The organism is Leifsonia aquatica H1aii, from assembly GCF_000633535.1.
Taxonomy (GTDB): domain Bacteria; phylum Actinomycetota; class Actinomycetes; order Actinomycetales; family Microbacteriaceae; genus Leifsonia; species Leifsonia aquatica_A.
This window is the reverse complement of sequence record NZ_AYMR01000033.1, coordinates 22,692-47,025: the sequence shown is the minus strand read 5'-3', so window position 1 is coordinate 47,025 and position 24,334 is coordinate 22,692. Positions and strand designations below refer to the sequence as shown.

Below are 24,334 nucleotides of genomic sequence, written 5' to 3'. Positions count from 1 at the left end.
AATCACAGCCCTACTCGACACGCAGCCACTTCGGACTCCCTGACCACGGCTACGAGCGATTTCGCCGGCCCAGCCACCAACCCACCGATCCCGCAATGAGAACCAACGCTGCTGCGGCCGCGCCGAAAGCGAAAGCCTGACGCGTGTCACCCTCAGGAGGGACGAAGGTGGTGGAGCTCAACGGGGCGTAGGCGTACCAGCCGAAGCTCGCTGTCGGACGCGGAATCGCGAACAGAACTACGGACACGACAGCGAGCACCAGACCGAGTGCGAACAGGGAGGCGGCTATCCCGCGCGCACCTGGGACCCTCACCGGTAGCCTCCTTGGAAGAACGGGACGGACCGATACACGTCCGCCACCTCCGGTGGCGGATCTGTGCTCTTGCAATCCATCATCGTGTTTCAAGGATCCTATTCTCGCTGCGCGCGCCTGCGCGAAAGTCGGCCCAATCGGCGTCTCAGAACTCCGTTCCGGCGCCTCGCAGGCAAGTCACCAGGATCGAAGGCTCTTGCGTTTCGGCTTCATCTACACGAGTCCGCACTTCTCCCGTGGCATTCTCGGGTACCGCAGGGTGTTTCCACCCCATTTCATGAACCATGACCCGACCACCAACGGGCGCGGGGCTTACGAGGAGATCAGTGAGCCACTCGGTTCAACTGCGCGCAATCTCCGGCCGGACAAGAAGAAGGGTGTCTATTGGTGGGGACATCAACGAGCATAGCGGCCAGATCCACCGGGTTACTGCCCCCGAAATCGCTCTCCGGCGACAGAAGCAGTTGCCATGAGCGTCTGCAAACAACACGCGTCGTGAACAGGCCCTGGGGGTATCATTCGGACGCTCCGTTCCGAGAATTCGCGCCATTTCCACGTTGAGTTCCATCACAGTTGCAGGCACGGCACATGGCGACTTTCTGGCACCGGCTGACGGCGTGGTGGAGACGTGAACGCGCGTACGAGCCTCCGCCGCCGCGGCGAAGCCCTACGCGACTGAGTGATCAGCATCTTCTCTGCAGTGTCCACTTAAATGCGGACAGGCAAACAAATGGCTCCCACTCGCACCGTGCTCAGGAGGATTCAAACGCGGTCCTGCTGATGGGCGCAATAGCACCGAGAAAGAATCGGAATTCTCAGCACGCTCGGATTCAGGTCTCAGTGGTCACCCGTATATTCCTGCCCTGCGGGCCGCACCTGCAAGCGAGCAGAACGAATGAGGGTCCTTCATGAGATGACTGCGCGCCCGTTGATGACTGCATGAACGAGTGGCGTCAGGGTCTGGGTGATTTGTTCGCGCTGCGGGTCCCCAGTAGCGATGGCTCGGTCGATGACGAGGGTGGTTCCCCCGAGGAGGAACGCGGCCGTGGATGTAGGGGTGAGGCGTTCGTTTGCCGTAAGAAGGCCTGCGAGGTCGTCGAGTAACGGGTCATCGGTTTCGCGGGAAGCAGCGCGACCGAAAAAGAGCATGTCGTGGGTGTCGAGCTGGTCTAGATAGGCGTGGGCCAGCTCCACACACCACGCGGTGATCGCATCCGTGCCTGCCGCAGCAACGTTGCGCGCGGCCGAGTGGACCCGGTCGAGGATCCGGGCGTTGAATTGCGCCTCGATCGCCTCGACGATGTGTTCCTTCGACGAGAAGTACAGATACACGGTGCCTTTGGCCACTCCAGCACGAGTCGCGATCGCGTCAACGCTCGTGCCGCTTTGGCCGTGTTGGATGAAGAGCTCTCGCGCTGCTTCGATCACCGCCTCCCGGCGTGACTCTGGCGCTCTCCTGCTCATTCCTGCATTCACGCCGCGACCCTCGAGTGCCGATGCACCCACAGCCCGAAGCGGGACATGTAAGCCGTAAGCATGTCCGCGACCTTCGGGTCAGAGAGCTCGCCGCGCTCGCCAAAGAGGCCGTAGCTTCCGCCGAGGTACAACTCCGGTTGCTGCATCGTGGGCATGTCGAGGAAGACGAGCGACTGTCGGAGGTGATGGTTTGCTCCGAACGCGCCCATCCGCCCAGGGGACGCCGACACGATGGCCGCCGGCAGTCCGTCGAACGCGTTCTGGTCGTGTGGTGCTGAGCCAACATCGATTGCATTCTTCAGCGGTGCGGGCACGGAACGGTTGTACTCCGGTGTCACGAACAAGATTGCGTCCGACGTCCTCACCTGGTCACGGAACCGAGCCCACTGGGCAGGTGGCTCCGCCGAGACCTCGATATCCAAGTCCTCGTTGTACAGCGGCAAATCACCAATCTCGATGAACCGCGGCGACAACGATGCCGGAGCCACCTCCATCAGCCTCTGAGCCAGTCGGCGAGTCACCGACTCACCACGCAGGCTCCCCACGATCACGCCCAACACCGCGGGCTTCACCCCATCGCTCACCTCAGTCATGTGGCAACCTTCTCACATGACTGACCGTCGGTCAATCACGCGATTGTCGAGATGACGACGTTCGAGTACCGGACATTTATCGCTGACGACTACAAGTCGCAAGACCCGCCCGCGAAGATTCCCGGTACCAGTGCCCTAGCTGTACTGACCTCGACCGTTGTTGATTCGGTCGAGGTCAGTACATCTAGAGCGGGCTATCGGGCCAGTTGCGAATCTCTTGCACAGATGGCATCACCAAGCTTTGACGTTTGCTATAGCCGCGCTGCGACCTAGTTCGCTCTTGCGACGCAGTGGCTCCTCTATCACTTCCGCTGAACCCTGCATCGGCGACTGCGGCACGTAAGTCGGGCAGCGTGGCGAGTGCGCGCTGTGCCGAGAACCTTCGGGTGATTCTCGGTACAGCGCGGGTTCCCGGCAGCTGCCTCATTTCCGGCGATAGCGCTCCAGAGCATCGTCGGTAGACTCACGCGATTTGCGCCGCTCGTCTCCTCGGAGAATCTTGCCCAAACCTACGAGCGACAGCGACACAACCGTCAGAGTGCTCACCAGCATGAGGGAACCATCGATATCGGCTACGCGCCAGACCGATCCCGCGCTGTCCACGACCGTCGAGGGGTCTGTGCGCGCGCTCACAGCAGTTCCGATTGCAGCAACTCCCGTGCTCATATACAGCAGGATCGGCGGACCGGACTGGGTGGTGCGGACGACTACATCCTTCAGCTCACCGCGAGTCTGCCGGATCGCCAGAACGAACGCCACTAGCTGATAAAAAAGCCACGTGACGAAGACCCACCCGTAGTAGTTTTGCGGCGCAACCCCGAAGAAGCCTCCGCCGTCGCGCCAAATCCACCCGCCTTCGATGGTCGAACTGCGAGAGTCCATACCCAAATCCCACAACGTCATCACGACCGCTGAGAAGAAAGGCAAAAGCACAAGATTCAAACGTCCACGGCGAGTACGAAGATCAAGATCGGTATCGGCTCGATCGAGCAACGTGTTGGCTAGTACCCAGGCGCCGTAGCCGAACAGGAAATAGGCCAGACCTATGTACCATGGCACGAGAAGAATCTTGGGCCCACCCGTATAGAAATAGTGCCCGAACGGGAAACCCGTCAGGATGGAGAGGTTCTCGAAGAGGTTACTCACAACCCACGTGGCCACGAAGAAGAAGAGCAGCATACGCCACCCATAGCGTCGCACGCCATGCGAGATGACCAAACCGTACCCGCAAATCAACGTTACGAGGCCGATAAGGGGCTCGGCATTCATCCCGGGACCCCAGAAGTTCGAAAATCCGAACGAGAGCAAGACCACCCCAGCCAAGACCCACTCGAGCACGTCCGATCGACTCAACGACCGAGGTTTCGATCGTACGGAAATGGCTAACATCGTCTTGTTCCTCCTCGCAGAATGAACCAACCCCTCTCGTCGCCAGAAGTGAGAAGTGCAACCCCGGGTGGCGCTTGAGTGACACGCGACACCTAACTCCAGCATTAACCAATCGACGATTCCGAGCAAGCCTACGTGCGGCCCCGCTAAGTGCGCGCCGTCCATGCGAAACTGTATCAATGAGTACTCCGGTCCCGCGCACCCGACCAGCAACGAGTGCGGACGTTGCGGAACGAGCTCGTGTCTCACGCTCGACCGTGAGTCAGATACTGAACGGCGATGATCGCTTCCCTGAAAGGACCAGGGCCCGCGTGCTGGCTGCAGCCTCCGAACTCGACTACCGACCATCTCACGCTGGACGAGCGTTGGTCAGTGGGCTCAGCGACATCGTCATCGTGATTGTTCCGAATGTGACATTCGGCCCCGGCCTTCAAGACTCGGTCGACCGAATCACCCAGGCGACTTCGCTCGCCAAGCTGAGCGTGGTTTTACGTTTCGCCGGCTTCGAAGACGAGTCGGCCCTCAGCTCGGTCCTGGACGTGCGCCCTATCGCGATCGTCGACCTCGGCGTTTTCAATGAATCTCAACGGAGTCGAATCCGCAAGCTCGGTACCCGAATCATTCCAAGTGTGCCCCCCAGCGACGAGGAGGGGGAAGACGAGGGTCTCGACATCTGGATCGGACGGCTACAGGCTCGGGAGATCCTCCGCAACGGATCTCGGCGGCTGGTGTATGCCGGGCTTGCAGATAAACGACTAGATCCTTTCGGACCGTACCGTCTCGAGGGGGTTCGCCGCGAAGCCCGAGAGCGAGGAGTCGAAGATCCTCTCGAAATCCGCGTGCCTCTTTCTGCGGAACGAGCAGCGGACATTCTCGCGGAAACGCTCGCCACAACCGGAACGCACGCGATCGGGGTGTGCTGTTATAAGGACGAAGTCGCTCTAGCAGTGATCGCTGCCGCTCGCCGCTTGGGCCGACGCATTCCGGAGGATATCTCCGTGATCGGGGTGGACAACACAGAAGTCGGCCAGCTGGTCAGCCCTCGGCTCACGAGTGTAGAGATCGATTTAGCGCAGCTCATTGAAGCCGTGATCCTCGAACTTGGCGATCTTCGATCACCCAAGCCGCGCATCGGGAATTTCCACGCCAGTCACCCTCCTGCCGACCTGGCTCGGTTGGTGAGCGGGCAAACCACCTGACGGGCCGTCCGCCCGAACGCCCTCCTACCATTGCGACGACGGCTCAACGTTCCGAGCGGGAGCAGGAACAGTCCACGCACGGTCGTACGAGTTCCCCCAGGCCCTGACCGCGCACTCGACTTCAGATGAGCTGGAGCGGTCGGATCGGCCGAGTACCTGTGGCAAATATTCGGTGTGGTCGCCCTCTGTCGCAGACTGTGCAAGTATTAGTGTCACGTGACACTAAATGCTCGTGGGCTTTGTTCGGACAGCTATCAAAGAAGAGGCAATAAACGTGAACAGTACCGAGAAGACCGAGTTCGAGACATCTGTCCGACGAATCCGAGATGGGCTATCCACCCCTGAGGCCGAGGCAGAACGCATTCGACAACTCTTGACGGCCAAGGAGCGCCTGTGGCTTTTGGACGGAGACACCGACTTCTGGGCTGGCCTCGGCGAAATGATGGTGGAAGGATACAATTTCCGGCCAATTGTCATGGGCGCGATCGAGCGTCTGGGTATTCCGGGACTTCGATTCAGCGATGGCCCCCGCGGAGTGGTGATGGGAGCGTCGACCGCCTTTCCGGTTTCGATGGCCCGAGGTGCGACATGGGACCTCCACCTGGAGGAGGAGGTCGGGCGCGCGATCGGTCGAGAAGTGCGCGCGCAGGGAGCGAACTTCTTCGCGGGAGTGTGCATCAATCTTCCCCGGCACCCTGCATGGGGCAGAGCTCAGGAAACGTATGCAGAGGATCCCATCCTCCTTGGCGAGTTCGGTGCAGCGTTGATCAGAGGTGTCCGTGAGAATGCGATGGCCGTCGTCAAGCATTACGCACTGAACAGCATGGAGAACGCCCGCTTCTCCGTCGATGTGGACGTGGACGACGACGTGCTGCACGAGGTGTACCTTCCACACTTCCGCCGCGCACTGGAAGCTGGTGCAGACGGCGTCATGACCTCCTACAACTCGGTGAACGGCGAGTGGGCGGGCCAGAACGAGTACTTGATGGAGGGAGTTCTTCGGTCAACCTGGGGCTTTGAAGGAGTCACTGTCTCGGACTTCATGTGGGGATTTCGCGACGCGGGCAGATCCCTGCGGGCCGGCTTGGACGTCGAAGAACCCTTCCGCCAGCAGCGTGCGCAGCACCTTGCCGACGATATCCAGAGGGGTGAAGCCAGCAATGCTGATGTCGATCGCGCTATTCGTCGAATTCTCCGCACACAGCTAGCCTTCCTCGCCACTCTTCAGGAAGATGCCACCTCTCTCGATGTCGTCTTCTCGCCAGCGCACCGCGAGCTCGCCAGGACTGTTGCGCAAAGATCCATGGTGCTGCTGAAAAACGAGCTCGTGGAAAACACCCCTGTGCTGCCGCTGGATTCTTCGTCCCTTGCTTCGATCGCTTTGGTTGGTCGGCTCGCATCGACAGCGAACACCGGTGATCACGGCTCCTCAGATGTCCGATCGCCCGAAGTCGTCACCCCCGCGGATGGATTACGTGCAGCGCTTCCTGGAGTCAGGCTGAACATCGTGGACAACGGGGACCCGGGCGAATCCGCCGCGGCTGCCGCGAACTCAGACGTCGCCGTCGTGGTGGTGGGCTACACCGCGGCCGACGAAGGCGAGTTCGTCATCGCTGACATGCTCAACGACCCAGCTCTGATGGGTGTCCTCCCTCCACTCCCCGACGGCATGACGGAAGAGTCCCTTCGCGCCACTCTGGAAGCTCTCGCCGAAAGCGGCGAGCCACTGGGCGGCGACCGGGCATCCCTCCGCCTGCGGGATGAGGACGTGGCCGTGATTCGAGCCACCGCCGCCGCCAACCCGCGCACGGTCGTGGTGGTGGTGACTGCCGGTGCGGTCATAACCGAAGAATGGCGTTCCGAGGTACCCGCGGTCGTCGTGAGCTGGTACTCCGGGGCTGAGGGTGGACACGCCCTGTGGGATCTACTCCTTGGCACGGTGGATGCTACCGGACGGCTGCCGTACGCGATTCCCACGTCGGAGGATCATCTGCCGTTCTTCGATCGGGACGCTACGAGCATTCGCTACGACCGCTGGTTCGGCCAGAGACTATTGGATCGCGACGGCAACGCGGCGGCCTTCCCCCTTGGCTTTGGCCTCTCTTACACCACCTTCGCCTTCGGCGGTGTCACCGCATCGGAAATCAGCGACGACACCTTCACGGCTCACGTGGTTGTCAAGAACACCGGCGAGCGGGCGGGCCGACAGGTCGTACAGATCTATGGACTCCTAGACGTGGATGACCTTCCTCATCGACAGCTGCTTGGTTTCACCACGGTACCGCTCGATCCCGGGCAGAGCGCGGCGGTGACCGTCCCCTGCTCCATCCGCCCTCTGCAACGGTGGACCGGAACCGAATTTTTGCCCTCCGCCGCAACCGCCCGAATCGAAGCCGCATCCTACTCGGGCGCATCCGATGCCGTCACGACTCACATTCGGCTGACGAACTAACAACAGTGCAGCACCCGCGGCACACGCGGGGTTGCTGTACGCGCCGCCTCAGCGCCGAAAAGGCCGCGATCGATGCGGTCGCGTTCGACACCTGCTCCCTCACCCCTACATCACGACACCCAGAAGGAAGGACACGACCATGCCCGGAAAGTTCAACGTTGAGAAAGTCACGCTCGGAGAGCTTCTGGCCGATGACGACGGCCACGCGCTCATCGCAGAGCTTGCTCCCGACATCCTGACGCACCCGATGCTGGGAATGGCCAAGAAGCTGCCCCTGCCTGCGCTTTTGAAGATGGCCGGCGGCCAGATCTCGCCAGAGGACGCAGCAGCTTTCACCCGCCGGGTGGCTGAGCTCTGACATGACGCGGGAGGGGTCGGCGTTGCGGTCTCCCCTCCCGCCCCGCACACCACATCACGATCGAAGGAGAACGTCGATGTCTGCTCTCTCTCCCTCAGCCTCCTCCCCTACGGATGCGGGAACCGTCTCGGACGGTCCGAATCTTTTCGAACCGCCGACCGCACCGGGAACATCCGCTCGCTACGTCTCGGGCCCCCGCAATCGCCGCTATCGTCTCTACTACACACTTTCGTTGCTCGCCATCACGTCAGTCTGGGGAGCATTGTTCAGCATCATCCTGCCCAATCAGGTTCAGCTGATCGCTCACGCTCAATGGTTCACCGGCGCGGATTCGCTCGTGGATCTGCAACAGCTTTCACAGCTCCAGCAGAATATCCATGCAGGAACGGCGACGGCCGACGCTGATCAATCTCGGTTGCTCGGGCTGCTTTCCGGCTACGACGTTGCGAAGGCGCAAGGGCTGGCAATTATCAGCTCGATCGGCGCACTGGTGACAATGCTTCTCCAACCGATCATTGGGGTTTTGTCCGATCGAACGCGCAGCCGGATGGGAAGGCGTGCGCCGTGGATCCTCTACGGGAGTTTGGTCGGAGCAGTCTTTCTCGTGCTCTCTAGCTTTGCCACGACGCTCGCGCTGCTCGCGGTTCTTGTCGTTCTCGCCCAAGCCGTACTCAACATGGCGCTGAACCCGTTGGGCGCAACAGTGGCCGACCGGGTCGTCGAGCGTCAGAGGGGAGCCGTCTCTGGGCTGTCCGGACTTGCCAATTTCCTCGGTGGGATAATCGGTGCCGCTGGAGCGGGTTTCGCATTCGCTTACGTGGGCCTGGGACTCTACTACGTCATTGCGGTCGCCGTCGTCGTGTTTTGCGGTCTCTTCGTGTTCGTCGCCCGCGATAACTCTTCGCTCGACCTCCAGACCGACCGGCTGAAGTGGAGGGCGGTCTTCGCGAGCTATGCGATCGCTTTGCGATCGTGGAATTTCCGCTGGGTCTGGGTCGCACGCGTGCTGATTTTCTTCGGTTTTACCGTGTCCGGAGCTCTCGGGCTGTACATGATGCAGAGCTACATCACGCCCGCGCTCAGCGCGCGCGAAGCAAGCGAGACAGTCCCCCTCCTGCAATTGGCCGGGCTTCCGCTGGCTGTTGTCGCAGTGCTCGTGTCCGGCTGGCTCTCCGACAGAATTCATCGGCGAGTAGTTTTTGTGATGATTGCTTCCGGGCTGATGGCCCTATCCCTTCTCATCCCCGTCTTCGCCCCCACGTTGCCGGGATTGTTCGCCCAGTCGATTGTTGCCTACGCCGCTTTCGGGATTTACCTCCCCGTAGACCAGGCGCTTTTCATCGACGTGCTGCCTGATCCGGAAGCAGCCGGCCGTGATTTGGGGGTGGCAGGGATCGCCACCAACCTCGGTCAGACTCTGGGACCCGTCGCTGCGAGCCTTGTCGTTACGATCACAGGCGGTTACGTCGGGATCTGGTTGGTCTCGTTCGTGATCGTCGGTCTCGGTATCGTTGCCGTCCTCCCACTGCGCAACGTCCGGTGATCGCCCGAAGTCACTTGATCCCCGGTTACTTCTCCCTCTCTCACCACATCGAATCGAGTACCACATGCCCCGTCCGCTGTCTCCCGAACGAACCATCTGCAACCCCATCGATCTGCCCTATCGCTATCAGCAGATCCGGCCACCGATCGGTGCGACATCTGTGCACCGCGAGGGCGCTGACCCGACGGTCGTGCGCTACAACGGCCGTTATTACATGTTTGTATCGATGTCGAGAGGGTTCTTCCACTCGACAGATCTGGTCTCATGGACGTACCAGCCGACAGAGAAACTCCCTGCGCTCGACTACGCACCCGACGCCCGCGTCATCGACGGCGCACTCATCATCTGCGCCTCGCGCTTGCGCAAGAACGGGCCCTTCTACCGGAGTACGAGTCCTCTGGAGGACGACTTCGAGCTCGTTAGTGAGGGGTCGTTCCCGTTCTTCGATCCAAATCTGTTTCAAGACGATGATGGCTCGGTGTACCTGTACTGGGGCTGCTCGAACCGGACACCGCTCTACGGCGTCCAGCTCGATCGCACCACATTCGCTCCGCTCGCCAAAAAGGTTGTCACAGGACGAGCCGACCCCGAGTACCGGGGATGGGAGCGAACGGGTGAGAACTATCAGCGCGTGCCCCCGAAAGGTTTGGGTGCGAAGATTCTCGCTGCGGTCGTTGGGGACGCTCCCTTTATCGAGGGGTCGTGGATGAACAAGCACGACGGAAGGTACTACCTTCAGTACGCCGCCCCTGGAACAGAAAGCAACAGTTACGCCGATGGGTACTTCACGAGCGATAACCCACTCGGTCCATTCCAGTACTCGCCTCATAGCCCATTCTCGTCAAAGCCGGGCGGATTCATCACAGGCGCCGGCCATGGGAGCACGTTTCAAGACGAATTCGGCAACTGGTGGCATGTCGGAACGCTCCGCATCTCGATCAACCACATGTTCGAACGACGGGTCGGTCTCTTCCCCGCTGGATTCGATGACGACGGCGCACTTTTCTGCAATCAAGTGTTCGCTGACTATCCGATGCTGGTCCCCGAGGGAGAATTCGACCCCTGGGAAGATACCTTCGCCGGCTGGATGCTGCTGTCGTTGAACAAAGACGTCACCGCTTCTTCCGCTTCTTCCGCTCATCCGGCGACCTTCGCGGTCGACGAGAACGCGCGAACGTGGTGGACCGCTGACCAGCACGATGCAGGACCGTGGCTGAGGATAGACCTCGGTGCCGAGTACGACATCCGGGCTATCCAGGTGAATCATGCCGATGACAGCGTCGCCGACCATGCGCCTCGGCGCTCAGACGGTGCCTGGGTGACAGGATTGCACCGCTCGATCTTCCCGACGAACGCTCCTGCCCAAGTCGCCGTCGAGACCTCGCTCGACGGCGTTTCCTGGCAGGCCTTCTCCGACCCGCGCGGTGACGAGCGGGACGCCCCACACCGCTTCATCGTCGTCTCGCACGGGGTCCGCGCCCGCTACGTGCGCGTGATGGCCGCCTCGACACCATTCGAGACCCCCCTGTCACTCTCCGGAGTGCGAGTGTTCGGAACGGCGGAAGGTGAGGCTCCAGCTTGCGTCCTGCCTCGGGCCCGACGCCTCGATGAACGGACTGCTCTGGTCGCTTGGCCCACTGCCGAGAGGGCGCACGGATACACTGTTCGGTACGGCTTGAATCCCGACCGGCTCTACCACGCGTGGCAAGTCTACGGTCAAACCGAGCTCCGGCTACCGACTCTGAACGCCGGTTACGAGTATTGGGTAGCGGTCGACGCGTTCGGCGAGACTGGCGTCACGAGAGGCGAACCGGTTCCGATCGAACACGTCTGACGGTCAGCGGATCGCTCTCACAAACCCCCGCCAGCACGCCAACTTCTCAACCCCTGACGGGCACTTCTTCAGTAGTCTCTAATGCTCGACTAGGCTGGCGCCATGTCCTCGCCAGCACACGTTGCGCCTGAAGAGACCGACGCCTTCCCCTCGCTCGCACAGCTGGATTCGGTCAGCCCCGTCAGCGCGGTCGCAAATCGACTTCTCGATTTGTTCACGTCGGGCGGGATCCGACCCGGAACCAGGCTACCCGCAGAACGTGCGCTCGCCTCGTCACTCGGCGTCGGCCGTTCAGCGGTCCGGGAGGCCATGGCTGCTCTGGAGATCCTCGGCCTCGTCGATGTTCGGGCAGGATCCGGGACCTACTTGCGCAATGGTGCAAGCGATCTGCTGCCGAACACAATGGCGTGGGGACTACTCATCAGCTCCCAGCCGACGAAAGAACTCCTCGAACTCCGCTGCGGGCTAGAGATATTCGCCGCACGCCTAGCGACCGAACGGGCAAGCGTAGCGGACCTCGAAGAGCTCGAACGCGAAGTGGACGCGATGGAGGCCTCCGTCACCGATCTGCACGCGTTCGTCAGGGCGGACCGCTCCTATCACCGGCGCATGCTTGCCGCCGCAGGGAACAGCGTGCTCACCGGTCAGATCAACACAATTCACTCGCTGCTCAGGGTATGGATGGAGCGTGCAGTGGAGGATTCGGAGCAGGCGCGCGTGGCCGCGCTCGAGCACCGCACCATTCTCGAGGCCCTGCGCCAACAGGATCCGGATGCGGCTGCCTCAGCGATGGCGGTCCACATGGATACGGCGACCGCACGCCTATCGGCCTTCCTCGCCATCGAGGCAGGAGATCCTCGCGTGCAACGAGCGTAGTTTTCGGTCGGCCGGGCGGCCGACGGTGTAGGACGATCATCGCGAAGCGAGCTGAGCCCCCAGCCAGCTTCGGGCACGCTGACGCAGGGCCCGGGCCAGCGGCACCCTAAACGCCCAGGTCTCGAATGCGTGAGGTGCGCCTGGCACCGAGTCCACCTCTGTCGGAACTCCCGCCTGGATCAGTCGTCGGGCGTAGCCGACGTTCTCCGCCGCGAAAAGTTCCACATCCCCGAACCCGATCCAAGTGGGCGGGAGTCCACTCACGTCCGTACGGCGTGCTGCTGCGGCGTAAGGAGCGCGGGCCGCAGCCGCACCACCGAGGTAGCACGCCCAGGCGGCGCGGTTAGCCGTGTTGTCCCACACCGGATGCCGGAGGGCGTCGAGAGAACGATCGAGAGCGGTGCGGTCGTCGAGCATGGGGCAAAAGAGCCACTGGGCTCGTACGAGCGTTCCCTGGTCGGTAAGACGTTGCACCAGGCAGGCTGCGAGCCCTCCGCCGGCGCTCTGACCACCGATGGCCAGCCTCTCCGGATCGATGCCGATAGCATCCGCCTTCTCTCGCAGCCAGGCGAATGCGGCGGCGCAGTCATCGATGGCTGCTGGGTAGGGATGCCTTGGCGCGAGCCGGTAGTCCACCGAGACAATCGTCACTCCGAGCGACGACGCCGTCTCACCACAGAACCAGTCGTCCTGAGACGCCGCGCCTCCGATCAAGCCGCCGCCGTGAATCCAGAGGAGACCCGCACCGCTTGGTTCAGCCGGGCGGAAGACCCGAACACGCGCGCCCGCTTCCCTGAAAACGCGGCGGTCTACGCCGGGCGTGCGACCTCCCGGCATCACTTTCGATACTCCTGCCGCCAGACGTCGCACCCAGGGCTTTTCCACCGGAACTCTCGGGATCCGACGAAGCAACGGTTGCAGGCTCGGATCGAACTGGCCCAATTCCATGGAACCTCTTCTCTTGATCGCGGAAATCACTCTTCTCGCCGGCCACCGATGACTTGTGCCGCGGTGGAGACTGACCGCTCTGTCGTCGTAGCGGACGACTGAACGTAAAAACGGCTTTGACAATCACGCCGCGGCGCGAGAAGATCGGATCAAATCAGCCAACCGGTTGTCCAATCTTGTCCAATTGTCCATGCATCACCCGTCGCGAGTCAATGGAGATCTCGATGCCACCGACCACAATCGATCCGAACACGTCAGATTCCGAACAGCAGCCAACACCACAACCCCAGGAGGACATTGGGCACCTCCTGACGGTTCGCGAACGCATCTCGTACGGGCTCGGAGACATGGGCGCGAACATCGTTTTCAGTTACGTCGGCTCATTCGTGTTGTTCTATCTGACCGACTACGTCGGCATCGGCGCGGCCATCGCGGGAACCCTCCTGTTGTTCGGGCGCGTTCTTGACGGCACCATGGACATCGTCGTCGGAAGCCTCATCGACAAGACCCGATCGCGCTGGGGAAAAGCTCGTCCTTGGGTTCTCTTCAGCATGCCCGTGCTGCTGATCTCCTTCGTCCTGCTCTTCGCGGTACCGGAGGGGCTGAGCGAGCAAGGGGCAAGCATCTACGTGTTCGTGTTCTACTTCCTCTGCTTGGGAGTGGGCTTCACGGCCTCGAACCTCTCCTACCACACCCTGCTGTCTCTCATGACGACTCACACCAAGATGCGAGTCTCCTCTGAGGTCATCAGAACAGTGTGTTCTGGCCTCGGCGGTATTTTCGTGCTGGTTGCGACCATTCCGCTCATCACAGCTCTCGGGAACCAACGCTCTAGCTGGGCCTTCGTCGCCATCGGCTATGCCCTCCTCGCGGGAGCTACGATCCTGGTTACCTTCTGGGGCACTCGCGAGCGAGTTCTCGACGCTCTCGTCCGAGAGCGGGTCAAGGTTGGCGCGTCAATGCGACACCTCTTTACCAATCGCTATTTCTTCCTTGCCTTCGTGATGTTCTTCCTCTTCTATGCTCAGAACGGTCTCGGCTCCGTGGGCATCTACATCGCGCGCGACGTGATCGGAAACGCGAGCTTCTTCAGCGTCCTCGCCTTGATTGGCCTCCTTCCTGCGATGGCCACCATGTGGTTCATGCCGGGCTTGGTTAACCGCTACGGGAAACGAAACCTGGTTCTGGCAGGCGTCATCCTGTCGCTTCTGGGAACCGGAGTCGTCTACATCGATCCACACAGCGTCGGATTGCTGGTCACCGGCTCCATCGTGCGCGCACTAGCGCTCATGCCACTGTCCATTACCGCATGGACATTCGTGGCCGACGCCGTCGACTACGGAGAGTGGCGAACGGGGAAGCGGCTTGACGGCATGACGTTCGCTGCCGCGACAGCCGGGCAGAACTTCGGTGCGGGGCTTGGGTCAGCGGCCGTCGGGTGGCTATTGGCCGTTGGCGGATACATGCCCAACGCCGCCCAGCAAAGCCCGCAGGCGTTGAACATGCAGATCTTCATTTTCGCAGGCCTCCCGGCGATCCTGTCCGTGGCGATTGGCGCGGTGGTCTTCTTCATGGATCTCGACCGCAGCCTGCCGCAGATCCATCGAGATCTGGCAGCCCGACGCAGCTGATAAAACCGACCGAAAGATACGGAATATGAACTCTGCTCTCACCAGCGCCGATCGTTTCGTCGACGAGATGACATCGGGATTCATCGCGGCACACTACTCAATGGTCCGCCGCACGACTGGCGGAATTCTTCGACGACGTCCTGCGCCTCACGGTGAAGTCGCACTTGTGGTCGGTGGAGGCTCCGGGCATTACCCTGCCTTTGCCGGCCTCGTCGGAGAAGGGCTGGCCCACGGGGCCGCTCTCGGAGACGTCTTCGCATCTCCCTCCGCGCGGCAGGTGGCTGCGGTGGCGCGTGCCGCGCATGTGGACGGTGGGGTTCTGCTGAGCTACGGCAATTACGCCGGAGACGTGCTGAATTTCGAAGCGGCCGCTGACCAGCTCCGTAGCGAGGGGATTCCTTGCATCACCGTGGCCGTTACCGATGACATCTGCAGTGCTCCCCCCGAGCGTCGGCAGGAACGCCGTGGGATTGCCGGCGATCTGCCGGTTTTCCTCCTCGCCGCCGCCGCCGCCGAGCGTGGCGGCTCTCTCGAGGAGGTGGCCCGACTCACGCGTCACGCAAACGACCGGGTTCGCTCGATCGGGGTGGCGTTCAGCGGCTGCAGCCTTCCCGGCGCCACTGAGCCGTTGTTTCATGTGCCCGCCGGGAAGATGGCGCTCGGGCTCGGCATTCACGGCGAGCCGGGGATCGACCTGGTAAACAGCCCGGATGCCAGCGAACTTGCCACCATGCTCGTGGATCGGCTGCTTGCCGAGGCACCCCCGGACAGCGGGATGCGCGCTGTTCCATTCCTGAATGGGCTCGGGGCGTTCAAAGCCGAAGAGCTTTTCGTGGTGTACTCCGCCGTCAGCGCAAAGCTGCGCAACGCGGGGGTTGGGATTGTCGACCCTCAGATCGGCGAGTTCTGCACGAGCTTTGATATGCGCGGGCTCTCCCTCACTCTCCTCTGGTTGGACGACGAACTTGAGGACCTCTGGCAGCATCCGGTGAACGCACCCGCATTCCGGCGAGGTAACCCGTCTAGGCGGGGAGGAGATGCGCTGCCAGAAACTTTCGAGCCTCTTGGTGAGGCCATGACCGAGGCCACAACCCCGGGAGACCAGGAATCCGTTGTCTGCGCGAACATGGTCGCAGCAACGATGGCAGCGATCGCCCGGGTTATCGACGCTAACGCGGATGATCTCGGCCGTATCGATGCGATCGCTGGTGATGGCGACCACGGTATCGGCATGCGTCGCGGCTCCATTGCGGCCAGTGAGGCCGCAACCCGTGCAGTCGCTGAAGGAGCGGGAGCAGGATCGACTTTGACCGCCGCCGCCCACGCATGGTCAGATCGCGCCGGCGGCACCTCCGGGATTCTCTGGGGTGCGATTCTGGAGTCCATCGGAGTCGCCGTCACCGACCACGGGATACCCGACACACGCACGGTTGCGCGCGGCGTCCGCAATGCCTGCGAAAGGGTCATGCGGCAAGGTGGTGCGCGCCCCGGAGACAAGACCATGGTCGATGCGCTGGTTCCTTTCACCGAGGAGCTCAACGCTCGAGTAGAGGCCGGCGACGAGCTCGCTCAAGCCTGGCGTTTGGCGGCCGAGCGGGCAACGCTCGCAGCTGCGGCGACGGCCGAGCTCACGCCGCGGAAGGGACGCGCCCGCACCCACGGTCAGCGCGCTGTCGGGACGCCTGATGCGGGGGCACACTCCTTCGCACTGATCGTCTCGGCGGTGGGGGGCACTCTCGCCGAACATCTGCCGATCTGCCCAGAAGGAGAACCTCGCTGATGAAAAACCCCCTACGTATCGTGATCGGGTGCGACGAGGCCGGATACGACTATAAAGAAGTCCTGAAGCGGGACCTCGAAAGCAACCCGCTGGTCGCAAGCGTCGAAGACGTTGGAGTCGCTGCGGACGGTCAGACCCCCTACCCGGCGGTCGCGATTGCTGCAGCGGAAACCGTCGCGAGCGGAAACGCAGATCGGGCGCTCCTGATCTGTGGAACCGGACTCGGAATGGCCATCAGCGCGAACAAGGTGCCCGGTATCCGGGCCGTCACCGCGCATGACTCTTTCTCAGTAGAACGGTCGATCCTCTCCAACGACGCTCAGATACTCACCATGGGGCAGAGGGTCATCGGAATCGAATTGGCGCGTCGTCTTGTGCGTGAGTGGTTGAGCTGCCGCTTCGACCCCTCGTCAGCCAGCGCGGCAAAAGTCGGCGTCATCACGCGCTACGAGGAGACCGGGTCGTGCTGAATGGGCCCATTACTGTTGGTGTCAGCCTGAAGGCCTATTTCGGATACTCGCGCGCCGTAGAGTGGTGTTCGGCGGTAGCTCGATCGGCCGGGAAGCACCCCGCTGTGCGCTCCGGGGATGTGTCCCTCTTCGTGGCGCCCACATTCGTTCAGATTCCGGCCGCTCTCACCGCTTTTGCCGGCACGCGCGTCCAGATCGCGGCTCAGGATGTTTCCTCAGAAGAAGCGGGAGCGGCAACCGGCGAGGTGACGGCATCCGAGCTTGCAGAGCTGGGAGTTCGCTTCGCAGAGATCGGGCATGCCGAGCGTCGAGCCCGTTACGGAGAGGATGACGAGGTCGTGGCGGCCAAGGTGGCCGCTGCTTTGCGCCACAACCTGACTCCGATCTTGTGCCTTGGGGAGAGTTCTCAGATATCGACCGGGGCGGCCGCTACCGAAGTGTGCCTGCAACTGCAGCAATCCCTTCGTGGTGCGCCACTTGGGCCCGTCGTCGTGGCCTACGAACCGGTTTGGGCGATCGGAGCATCTCTGCCAGCGGAACCGGACCATATCTCAGAAGTCGCCGCCGCGCTCCGGCGTTGCCTCAATGCCGATCCGGCGCGCGCGGGCTCAGCCGTCCTGTACGGCGGCTCAGCAGGTCCAGGGTTGTTGGGGCGTCTTGGGGACTCCGTGAATGGTCTCTTTCTCGGTCGCTTCGCGCACGACCCGACCGCACTCATCCAAGTGGTCGATGAGGCGCTTCGACAGACGCAGGCCAACGCATGATCGGCTTGGGGAGCTACGCCTTCTTTTGGCAGCATTCGAATCTTGCCCCGGAACCGCTGACGCTCCGGGACGAACTGGAGCAGACCCGATCGATGGGAGTGGATCTCTTCCAGATCTGCGACTATCGCCCCCTCGAGACCTTCTCGAAGAGCGAACTTGCCGCTCACGCGCGATTTGCTCGCGACCTCGGCGTACGGATCCAACTGGGGACGAAGGGAATCGAACCGGAAGGGCTGACCCGTTACCTGCGTCTGGCGGAGCTGTTTGACGCGTCCCTGGTCCGTTCGATGCTGCCCAGTTCTGCCGGGAGGCCCGCCATCGAGGCGGCGGCGCGCATCCTGGAAGACATCATGCCCGACTTCGAAGCCGCCGGCATAACGCTGGCTTTGGAGACCTACGAGGAGGTCGCAACTGAAGACCTGGTTGCTCTCGTCGACAGCGTGGGCAGCGAATGGCTCGGCATCTGCCTCGATCCGGCCAACGTCGTGGCTCGTCTGGAGAATCCCCAGGATTGCGTTGAGCAGGCTGCCGGCCACACAAAAAACATCCATGTGAAAGATTTCGCGTTCCGGCGTCGCAACGGTTTCGTCGGGTTCACCTACTCAGGTGCCCGCATGGGTGAAGGCCTCCACGATTATCCTGCGCTACGCGACCGATGCTCGCCCGCTGACCGCGGAATCGACGAGATCGTCGAGCACTGGGTGACGTGGGCCGGCGACCCTCAGACCACCATCGGCATCGAACGCGAATGGACGCGTAGAACCATCGACTACCTAAGGAGACTACCGTGACTGCAACCGCGCACTACAACCAGAAGATCGCCGTCTTCGGCGCCGGGGGAAAGATGGGAATCCGGGTTTCCAACAACCTCGCAAACAGCCAGCACGACGTCTGGTACGTCGAGACATCTCCCGCCGGACAAGCACGCGTCGCGGCAGCCGGTCACGAGCTCTCCTCAGCAAAGGAAGCCATCGCCAACGCGGAGATCTTCGTGCTGGCGGTCCCCGACCTCGCCCTTAAGGAGGTGACCGCCGACCTCGTGCCTCAACTTCGCCCAGGTGCGCTGGTGCTCACCCTCGACCCGGCAGCGGCTTACGCCGGGCTGCTCACAACTCGTCCCGATGTCATCCAGGCAGTCGCCCATCCCTGCCACCCGTCCGTCTTTTTGGAGCGCACTACGAAGGAGGAGTGGGCGGACACTTTCGGCGGGATTGCTGCCCCCCAGGACGCCATCGCCGCTCTGGATCGCGTGGATCCAGCCGCTACCGCGATTGCCGAAGCCACGATCCGAGCGATCTACGCCCCTGTGATCGACGTGCATTGGGTGAGCGTGAAGCAACTCGCCCAACTAGAGCCCACTCTCGTCGAGACTGTCGCATGCATGATCGGTCGCCTCCTGAACGAAGCCCTGCACGAAGCAGTCCACACGATGGGCGTACCAGAGGAAGCAGCACGCAGCATTCTGTACGGGCACACCCAGGTCGCCCTCGCAAACGGGCTGCGGGGAGACAATCCGTTCAGCGACGCCTGCCTGATCGCGATGGACTATGGACGCGAGTCGATCATTAAAGAAGATTGGAAGAAGATCTTCCGAGACGATGAGCTCGATAGGAACCTGGCCAGGATGCTGCATCTGAGCCGGATCGAGCGCTGAGGAGCTGTCATGACGACACTGGTTGGAAAGACCGCTCTCATCACTGGTTCGGCAACGGGAATCGGCCTCGCGGTCGCCCAACGTTTCGCACTCGAGGGTGCCCGAGTGATTATCGCGGATCGCGACGCATCGGCGGCAGAGCGCGCCGCCAGAACGATCGGCGAGCACGCCCGGGCCGAGGCCATGGACATCGCCGCAGAGGAGTCCGTCGCCGCGGCGTACACGAGACTTTCAGCAAGCGGCTGGACCCCGAATGTCGTGGTCGCCAACGCGGGAGTTCAGCTATTCGGGCAGGACGCCCCGATCGCTGAACTCGAGTTGGACATCTGGCAGCACACCCTCTCCGTCAATCTCACCGGCACATTCCTCACCGTCAAGTACGCCGTCCGGGCAATGCTGGCAGAAGGGGGCGGCTCGATCATCGTGACAGGAAGCCCTACCGGTATCAACGGCGAGGGAAAGGACTTCACGGCTTACAGCACTACCAAGGCCGGAATCCACGGTTTGACACGAACCGTGGCAGCCGCCTACGCAAAACACGCTATCCGGGTCAACGCAGTTATACCGGCCTACACGGAGACCTCACTCGTGAATGCAATTGTTACCGATCCGGGGGCGCGTGCCGCGATCATCGGGCGTATTCCGATGGGACGTCCCGGAACCGGCGAAGACGTCGCGGGAATCATGGTTTACCTCGCAGGGGACGACTCTGCGTTCGCAACGGGGGGCCTCTTCCACGTCGACGGCGGCATGACCACGATCTGAAAGTGACCTGTCTCGTGAATACCATTTGGCATCACCTCGAAGACGTGGAGTGCCGTCTCGGCGCGTGGTCGTTCCGGCGACGGGGAGCCGAGATCGCAGACCTCTTCTGGGAGAACGTTCCTGCGCTGCGCGCGATCCGCGTCGTCGTCAGGGACGCAGATTGGCAGACCCTCGAGTGGGAACAGGTGAACGTCTCCGAAAGAGCGGGCGGCGATGCCTCGATCGTACTGACACTGATGGCTCACAGCGACGGCTATTCCCCGGTGTCCGCCCGGCTCGAGCTTCAGGCGATCGGCCCGACGTTTGGTGCGACGCTCGAACTCGAAGCAGGTGCTGGGCTCCGAACCAACCGAAGCGGCCTCGTCGTTCTGCACTCCCCCGCGCTGTCCGGAAACGACCTGACCGTCATACACAGTGACAAGTCCATCACCCGCAGAGTATTCCCGACCAGGATCGAGCCGCATCAGCCCGCGACGGACGTCTCAGGGTACCGGTGGAGGGGCAGGGCAGCGGACTTCTCTCTCACGTTGCTGGGCGAGGTCTTTGAGATGGAAGATCAGCGCAACTGGACGGACGCGTCGTTCAAAACCTACTCACGTCCGCTTGCCGATCCCTTTCCTTACCGAATCGCCGCCGGCGAGAAGATCCGCCAATGCCTGAGGCTGTCCGTCGAGCCGACCGCTGACGGTTTCGCAGCACCGCCCCGCGCCGACACTTCGTCGCTCAAGTTGCGGCTCTCAGGAGCACCCTTTGCCTCGATATTCGCAACCGCGTCGAACGATCCAGATCCGGCTCCACAATCCGCCGCTGCCTTCTGCCGGCAACTCGTGGAACTGGACCTCCAGAGTATGAACTGGTCGGCTGCGCTCAACCGGGCAGTCGCGGAGGCCACCGTGCTGGATGTTCGATTGGTGGCCAGCGAGAGCGAGTTCGCGGCGATCGATCTCGCAGTCGCCGCGCTCGCTCGTGTTGCCGAGCGAGGAACGACGATCGAGCGCATCGGGGTGTACGACGCCGAATCGCATGTGAGCACAGACGCAGCAGCGACGGCGCTGCGGGATGCTCTCGCCGCCCACCAGCTCGTGACGCGGATCGCCGGTGGGAGCCGCGCTCATTTCACCGAGCTGAACCGCTTCGTCGCTGAGCTCCCCGAGTTCCTGGACGAAGTTTCATTCAGCTCCACGCCCCTTTTCCATGACCAGACGACGGCTCAGCTGGTTGAGGCCGTTGCCATGCAACGGCTATCTGCTCAGCAGGCGACCGAGATCGCCGGACCTTCGCCCGTTGTAGTCGGCCCCGTAACACTGCGCCCGCGATTCAATAGTGTGGCCACCACCGCACCGGCCCGGCCGACTCGAACCGATCTTGTCGAAGGCTACGGCGCGGCTTTTCACGATGCAGGAGACCCGCGCACCCAGTCTCCCGAGCTGGCGGCGTGGCTTATCGCCTCGGCGGCGGCACACCTCGTGCCTGGTGTAGCGTCCCTTGCTTGGTTCGAGAGCTGGGGTGCGCGTGGCTTCATGGATGCGACGGGGCGATCGCATCCAGCCCACGAAGCCTTCCATGCCCTAACAGAGCTGTCAGCTGGCAACGGGACCCTCCTCTGGGCAGACAGCCCCGATGGAAAGGTCTGGGCGGTGGGTGCGGCAAACGCGGGGAGGGCAAATGTCCTCGCGGCCAATATCGACGATTCGGCTCGCCCTATCCGCATCCTGACGTCCGGCCAGGAGCATGAGCTCCACTTGGGACCCTTCAGTTGGGCGCGCTTTGAGACCGCGATCATAGCCGACTCCACCCCCGACGCGCGAAGGGTGCGAAAGGAACAATGAGATGAAGAAGACATTGCTCAAATCGGGCTGGCAGGTGCGGTCCAGAAGCGAATCGTTCGCTGAGTCACTTGCAGTCTCGGAGGAGTATCGTGACGTCGAAGTCCCACACGACGCCGTCATCAGCCTCGAACGTGACCCCGAAGGCGATCCAGCCGTAGGCTATTTCCCCGGCGGCGTCTGGGAGTACCGACGCCCACTCACCCGCAGCGCCGAAGACTCCGTAATCCTCATGGAGTTTGAGGGTGTCTACCGCGATGCCCGTGTGACTCTCGACGGTGCGCTGGTGGCCCAGCACCCCAACGGTTACACCGGTTTCACAGCCGACCTAGGGCGCTTCTGCCCGCCAGGGGTCGAGCATGAGCTGATCGTTGAGGCCCGCTGCGGACGAGACTCGCGTTGGTACTCAGGTGCGGGGATCTACCGGCCGGTTCGCCTCCTCACCGCTGGTGAGGTCTATATAGCGCCAACAGCAGTGAGCGTGCGCACGATGGATGCGAATCCCGTCTCCGCCACGATCGAAACCCGAGTGGACGTCGCGAGCGTCGCCTCAAACATCCGAACGGTGGAGTTGCGTGTCGTCGTTACCGATCCAAACGGATTTGAAGTCGCCCGCAGTTCCACTCCCATCACGGTTCTGCCTGGTGAACCTGCACGCTCGCGAAGCCGGTTCACCATCAATGCACCTCTGCTCTGGCACGAAAACACGCCCGCGCTCTACCGGGTCACCGCCTCCGTGCACGACGGCTCACAGCAGTTAGACACGGAGACCCAGCCGTTCGGAATTCGCACAATCCGCGTCGACGCCAAGAACGGACTTCGGATCAATGGTGAGCCCGTAAACTTGCGAGGTGCGTGCATCCATCACGACAACGGCCTGCTCGGGGCAGCGACCTACGGGGCTGCCGAAGAGCGCAGGGTCATCGGCCTGAAAAACGCCGGGTTCAACGCGATTCGCTCGGCCCACCACCCGATGAGCGTGGCCCTTCTGGACGCATGTGATCGTCACGGAATGTATGTCCTCGACGAAACCTTCGACATGTGGACCACGGGTAAGTCGCCCAACGACTACTCGAAAGATTATCTGCAGTGGTGGGAATCCGATGTGGAGGCGATGATCAGCAAAGACCTCAACCATCCCAGTGTGATCCTCTACGGAATTGGCAATGAGATCGGCGAAACGGGATCACCCTGGGGTGGCATTCTCGGCCGGCGACAAGCCGAGAAAACTCGCGATCTCGACGAATCACGCCCGATCACGAACTCGATCAACGCAATGCTCTCGATCATGGACGAGGTGCGCAAGATGGCCGCGGCGATGGGTATCGGAGCCGCCGGCGAATCCGCCGACATCAACACCATGATGTCGATCATGGGCGAATTGGTGAACATGGTCGGCTCATCGGATACCGCAACGGAACGCACGGCCGAGTCGTTCGCTCTCCTTGATGTCGCAGGGATGAACTACCTCGAAGCGCGCTACGAGACCGATCCCGAGACCTTCCCCCACCGTGTGATCCTCGGTACCGAAACGTTTCCAGCAACCATCGCGAAGAACTGGCAGTTGGTCACAGATCTCCCGCATGTGATCGGCGATTTCACGTGGACAGGATGGGACTACTTGGGCGAGGTCGGCATCGGTCGCGTCCAGCGAATCACCCCGGGCGAGACAGCAGTCCTTGCGGCACCTTATCCGTGGATCGCGGCCTGGTGCGGAGACATCGACCTCATCGGCGACCGCCGACCGCAGTCCTACTATCGCGAGATCGTCTTCGGGCGGCGACGCAGTCCTTACGTCATGGTCCATGCCGAGGCCGACCCGAACGTTACCGAGCTCGCGACTCCGTGGAGTTGGCCCGACGGCCTGCCCAGCTGGACATGGCCGGGTCACTGTGCTCAACAGCTGCGCGTGGAGGTCTACAGCGACGCCGATCAGGTCGAGCTACTGCTCGAGAACGAGCGGGTAGCCGTGGTGGAGACCGGTCCGAACAACGCCTTCCGCGGAACGACCACGCTGGTCTATCGCGAAGGAACGCTCACCGCGCGAGCCGTCCGCGCTGGCGAGTCCGGCGAGGTCTTCACCTTACGTACAGCCTCCGGCGCGCCAGAGTTGCGCGCCAAGCTGACAAGCCACTTCTCGGCCTTCGACGGCAACGAACTGGCCTTCGTCGAGCTCAGCGTCACTGATTCCGCCGGGACGCTCCTCCACGAATCAGCGAGCCACGTACGGGCGCGGCTCGACGGCCCGGGGGAATTGCTCGCCCTCGGCTCTGCGGATCCCTGTCCAGAAACCTTTCTCTCGGCGGGGCACACAAAGTTCTTCCGTGGACGTGCGCTGGCGATCGTCCGCCTGTCCATGGCCGGCACCTCCTCGCTGTATGTCGAGGCCGACGGCAGTGAGCCTATAACCATTGACCTTGGCGTCGACAGCATCGAGCCCTGACCTTCCCCACCTTCCAACCA

Annotated in this window: 19 protein-coding genes; 15 read left to right on the top strand and 4 right to left on the bottom strand. The window is 62.2% G+C overall.

The genetic code is table 11. The features are described 5' to 3' along the window. Window positions 1–1,219: 1,219 nt before the first annotated feature. The 3 genes from U870_RS23370 to U870_RS0120320 all read right to left on the bottom strand — a co-directional run bounded on the left by U870_RS23370 (window position 1,220) and on the right by U870_RS0120320 (window position 3,651). Window positions 1,220–1,789 (bottom strand): TetR/AcrR family transcriptional regulator, encoded by a 570-nt coding sequence (locus U870_RS23370; RefSeq protein WP_162819210.1) that lies wholly within the window; start codon window positions 1,787–1,789, stop codon window positions 1,220–1,222. After that, window positions 1,786–2,382: an NADPH-dependent FMN reductase gene (locus tag U870_RS0120325; RefSeq protein ID WP_025159198.1), complete on the bottom strand. Its 597-nt coding sequence runs from the start codon at window positions 2,380–2,382 to the stop codon at window positions 1,786–1,788. Before U870_RS0120325 ends, U870_RS23370 begins: the two co-directional genes overlap by 4 nt. Window positions 2,383–2,805: 423 nt before the next feature. Next, complete coding sequence (locus U870_RS0120320) at window positions 2,806–3,651, bottom strand: carotenoid biosynthesis protein (protein WP_162819209.1); 846 nt, start codon at window positions 3,649–3,651, stop codon at window positions 2,806–2,808. A 299-nt stretch (window positions 3,652–3,950) separates the two neighbouring features. Between U870_RS0120320 and U870_RS23835 the strand changes: the two genes are divergently transcribed. The 6 genes from U870_RS23835 (at window position 3,951) to U870_RS0120295 (ending at window position 12,033) form a co-directional block, all read left to right on the top strand. Beyond that, complete coding sequence (locus U870_RS23835) at window positions 3,951–4,970, top strand: LacI family DNA-binding transcriptional regulator (RefSeq protein WP_081815392.1); 1,020 nt, start codon at window positions 3,951–3,953, stop codon at window positions 4,968–4,970. Between the two features lie 274 nt (window positions 4,971–5,244). Then, the gene (locus U870_RS0120315; protein ID WP_025159196.1) at window positions 5,245–7,422 is read left to right on the top strand and encodes a glycoside hydrolase family 3 protein; all 2,178 of its coding nucleotides are present in this window, start codon (window positions 5,245–5,247) and stop codon (window positions 7,420–7,422) included. A gap of 139 nt (window positions 7,423–7,561) precedes the next feature. Next, complete coding sequence (locus U870_RS0120310; protein ID WP_025159195.1) at window positions 7,562–7,780, top strand: hypothetical protein; 219 nt, start codon at window positions 7,562–7,564, stop codon at window positions 7,778–7,780. Between the two features lie 232 nt (window positions 7,781–8,012). Further along, complete coding sequence (locus U870_RS0120305) at window positions 8,013–9,323, top strand: MFS transporter (protein WP_162819208.1); 1,311 nt, start codon at window positions 8,013–8,015, stop codon at window positions 9,321–9,323. 64 nt (window positions 9,324–9,387) lie between these two features. Next, the gene (locus U870_RS0120300) at window positions 9,388–11,157 is read left to right on the top strand and encodes a family 43 glycosylhydrolase (protein ID WP_025159193.1); all 1,770 of its coding nucleotides are present in this window, start codon (window positions 9,388–9,390) and stop codon (window positions 11,155–11,157) included. A 102-nt stretch (window positions 11,158–11,259) separates the two neighbouring features. Next, entirely contained in the window at window positions 11,260–12,033 is a 774-nt protein-coding gene (locus U870_RS0120295; protein ID WP_025159192.1) for a FadR/GntR family transcriptional regulator, read from the top strand. 36 nt (window positions 12,034–12,069) lie between these two features. Here the strand turns inward: U870_RS0120295 and U870_RS23830 are convergent, their stop codons facing one another. Then, window positions 12,070–12,981, bottom strand: a complete 912-nt coding sequence (locus U870_RS23830) for an alpha/beta hydrolase (protein WP_081815389.1) — start codon at window positions 12,979–12,981, stop codon at window positions 12,070–12,072. Window positions 12,982–13,205: 224 nt separating this feature from the next. Here U870_RS23830 and U870_RS0120290 point away from each other — a divergent pair, with 224 nt between their 5' ends. Genes U870_RS0120290 through U870_RS0120250 form a run of 9 tightly spaced genes read left to right on the top strand, consistent with a single transcriptional unit; the run spans window position 13,206 to window position 24,314 of the window. Then, window positions 13,206–14,612, top strand: coding sequence for an MFS transporter (locus U870_RS0120290; protein WP_025159191.1), 1,407 nt, complete (start codon window positions 13,206–13,208; stop codon window positions 14,610–14,612). Between the two features lie 25 nt (window positions 14,613–14,637). Continuing rightward, entirely contained in the window at window positions 14,638–16,392 is a 1,755-nt protein-coding gene (locus U870_RS0120285; RefSeq protein ID WP_025159190.1) for a dihydroxyacetone kinase family protein, read from the top strand. Further along, window positions 16,392–16,862 carry a ribose-5-phosphate isomerase gene (locus U870_RS0120280; RefSeq protein ID WP_025159189.1) on the top strand — a complete coding sequence of 157 codons (471 nt, stop codon included), beginning with the start codon at window positions 16,392–16,394 and terminating at the stop codon, window positions 16,860–16,862. Before U870_RS0120285 ends, U870_RS0120280 begins: the two co-directional genes overlap by 1 nt. Continuing rightward, window positions 16,856–17,626, top strand: coding sequence for a triose-phosphate isomerase (locus U870_RS23825; RefSeq protein ID WP_081815387.1), 771 nt, complete (start codon window positions 16,856–16,858; stop codon window positions 17,624–17,626). The genes U870_RS0120280 and U870_RS23825 overlap by 7 nt, the downstream gene beginning before the upstream one ends. Continuing rightward, a complete protein-coding gene (locus tag U870_RS0120270; protein WP_025159188.1) occupies window positions 17,623–18,417 on the top strand; it encodes a sugar phosphate isomerase/epimerase family protein in 795 nt (264 codons plus the stop codon). The genes U870_RS23825 and U870_RS0120270 overlap by 4 nt, the downstream gene beginning before the upstream one ends. After that, the gene (locus U870_RS0120265; RefSeq protein ID WP_025159187.1) at window positions 18,414–19,280 is read left to right on the top strand and encodes a phosphogluconate dehydrogenase C-terminal domain-containing protein; all 867 of its coding nucleotides are present in this window, start codon (window positions 18,414–18,416) and stop codon (window positions 19,278–19,280) included. The genes U870_RS0120270 and U870_RS0120265 overlap by 4 nt, the downstream gene beginning before the upstream one ends. Before the next feature lie 9 nt (window positions 19,281–19,289). Continuing rightward, complete coding sequence (locus U870_RS0120260; RefSeq protein WP_025159186.1) at window positions 19,290–20,045, top strand: SDR family NAD(P)-dependent oxidoreductase; 756 nt, start codon at window positions 19,290–19,292, stop codon at window positions 20,043–20,045. A 2-nt stretch (window positions 20,046–20,047) separates the two neighbouring features. Beyond that, window positions 20,048–21,874: a hypothetical protein gene (locus tag U870_RS0120255; RefSeq protein ID WP_025159185.1), complete on the top strand. Its 1,827-nt coding sequence runs from the start codon at window positions 20,048–20,050 to the stop codon at window positions 21,872–21,874. A 1-nt stretch (window position 21,875) separates the two neighbouring features. Beyond that, entirely contained in the window at window positions 21,876–24,314 is a 2,439-nt protein-coding gene (locus U870_RS0120250; RefSeq protein WP_025159184.1) for a glycoside hydrolase family 2 TIM barrel-domain containing protein, read from the top strand. Window positions 24,315–24,334 lie beyond the last annotated feature (20 nt).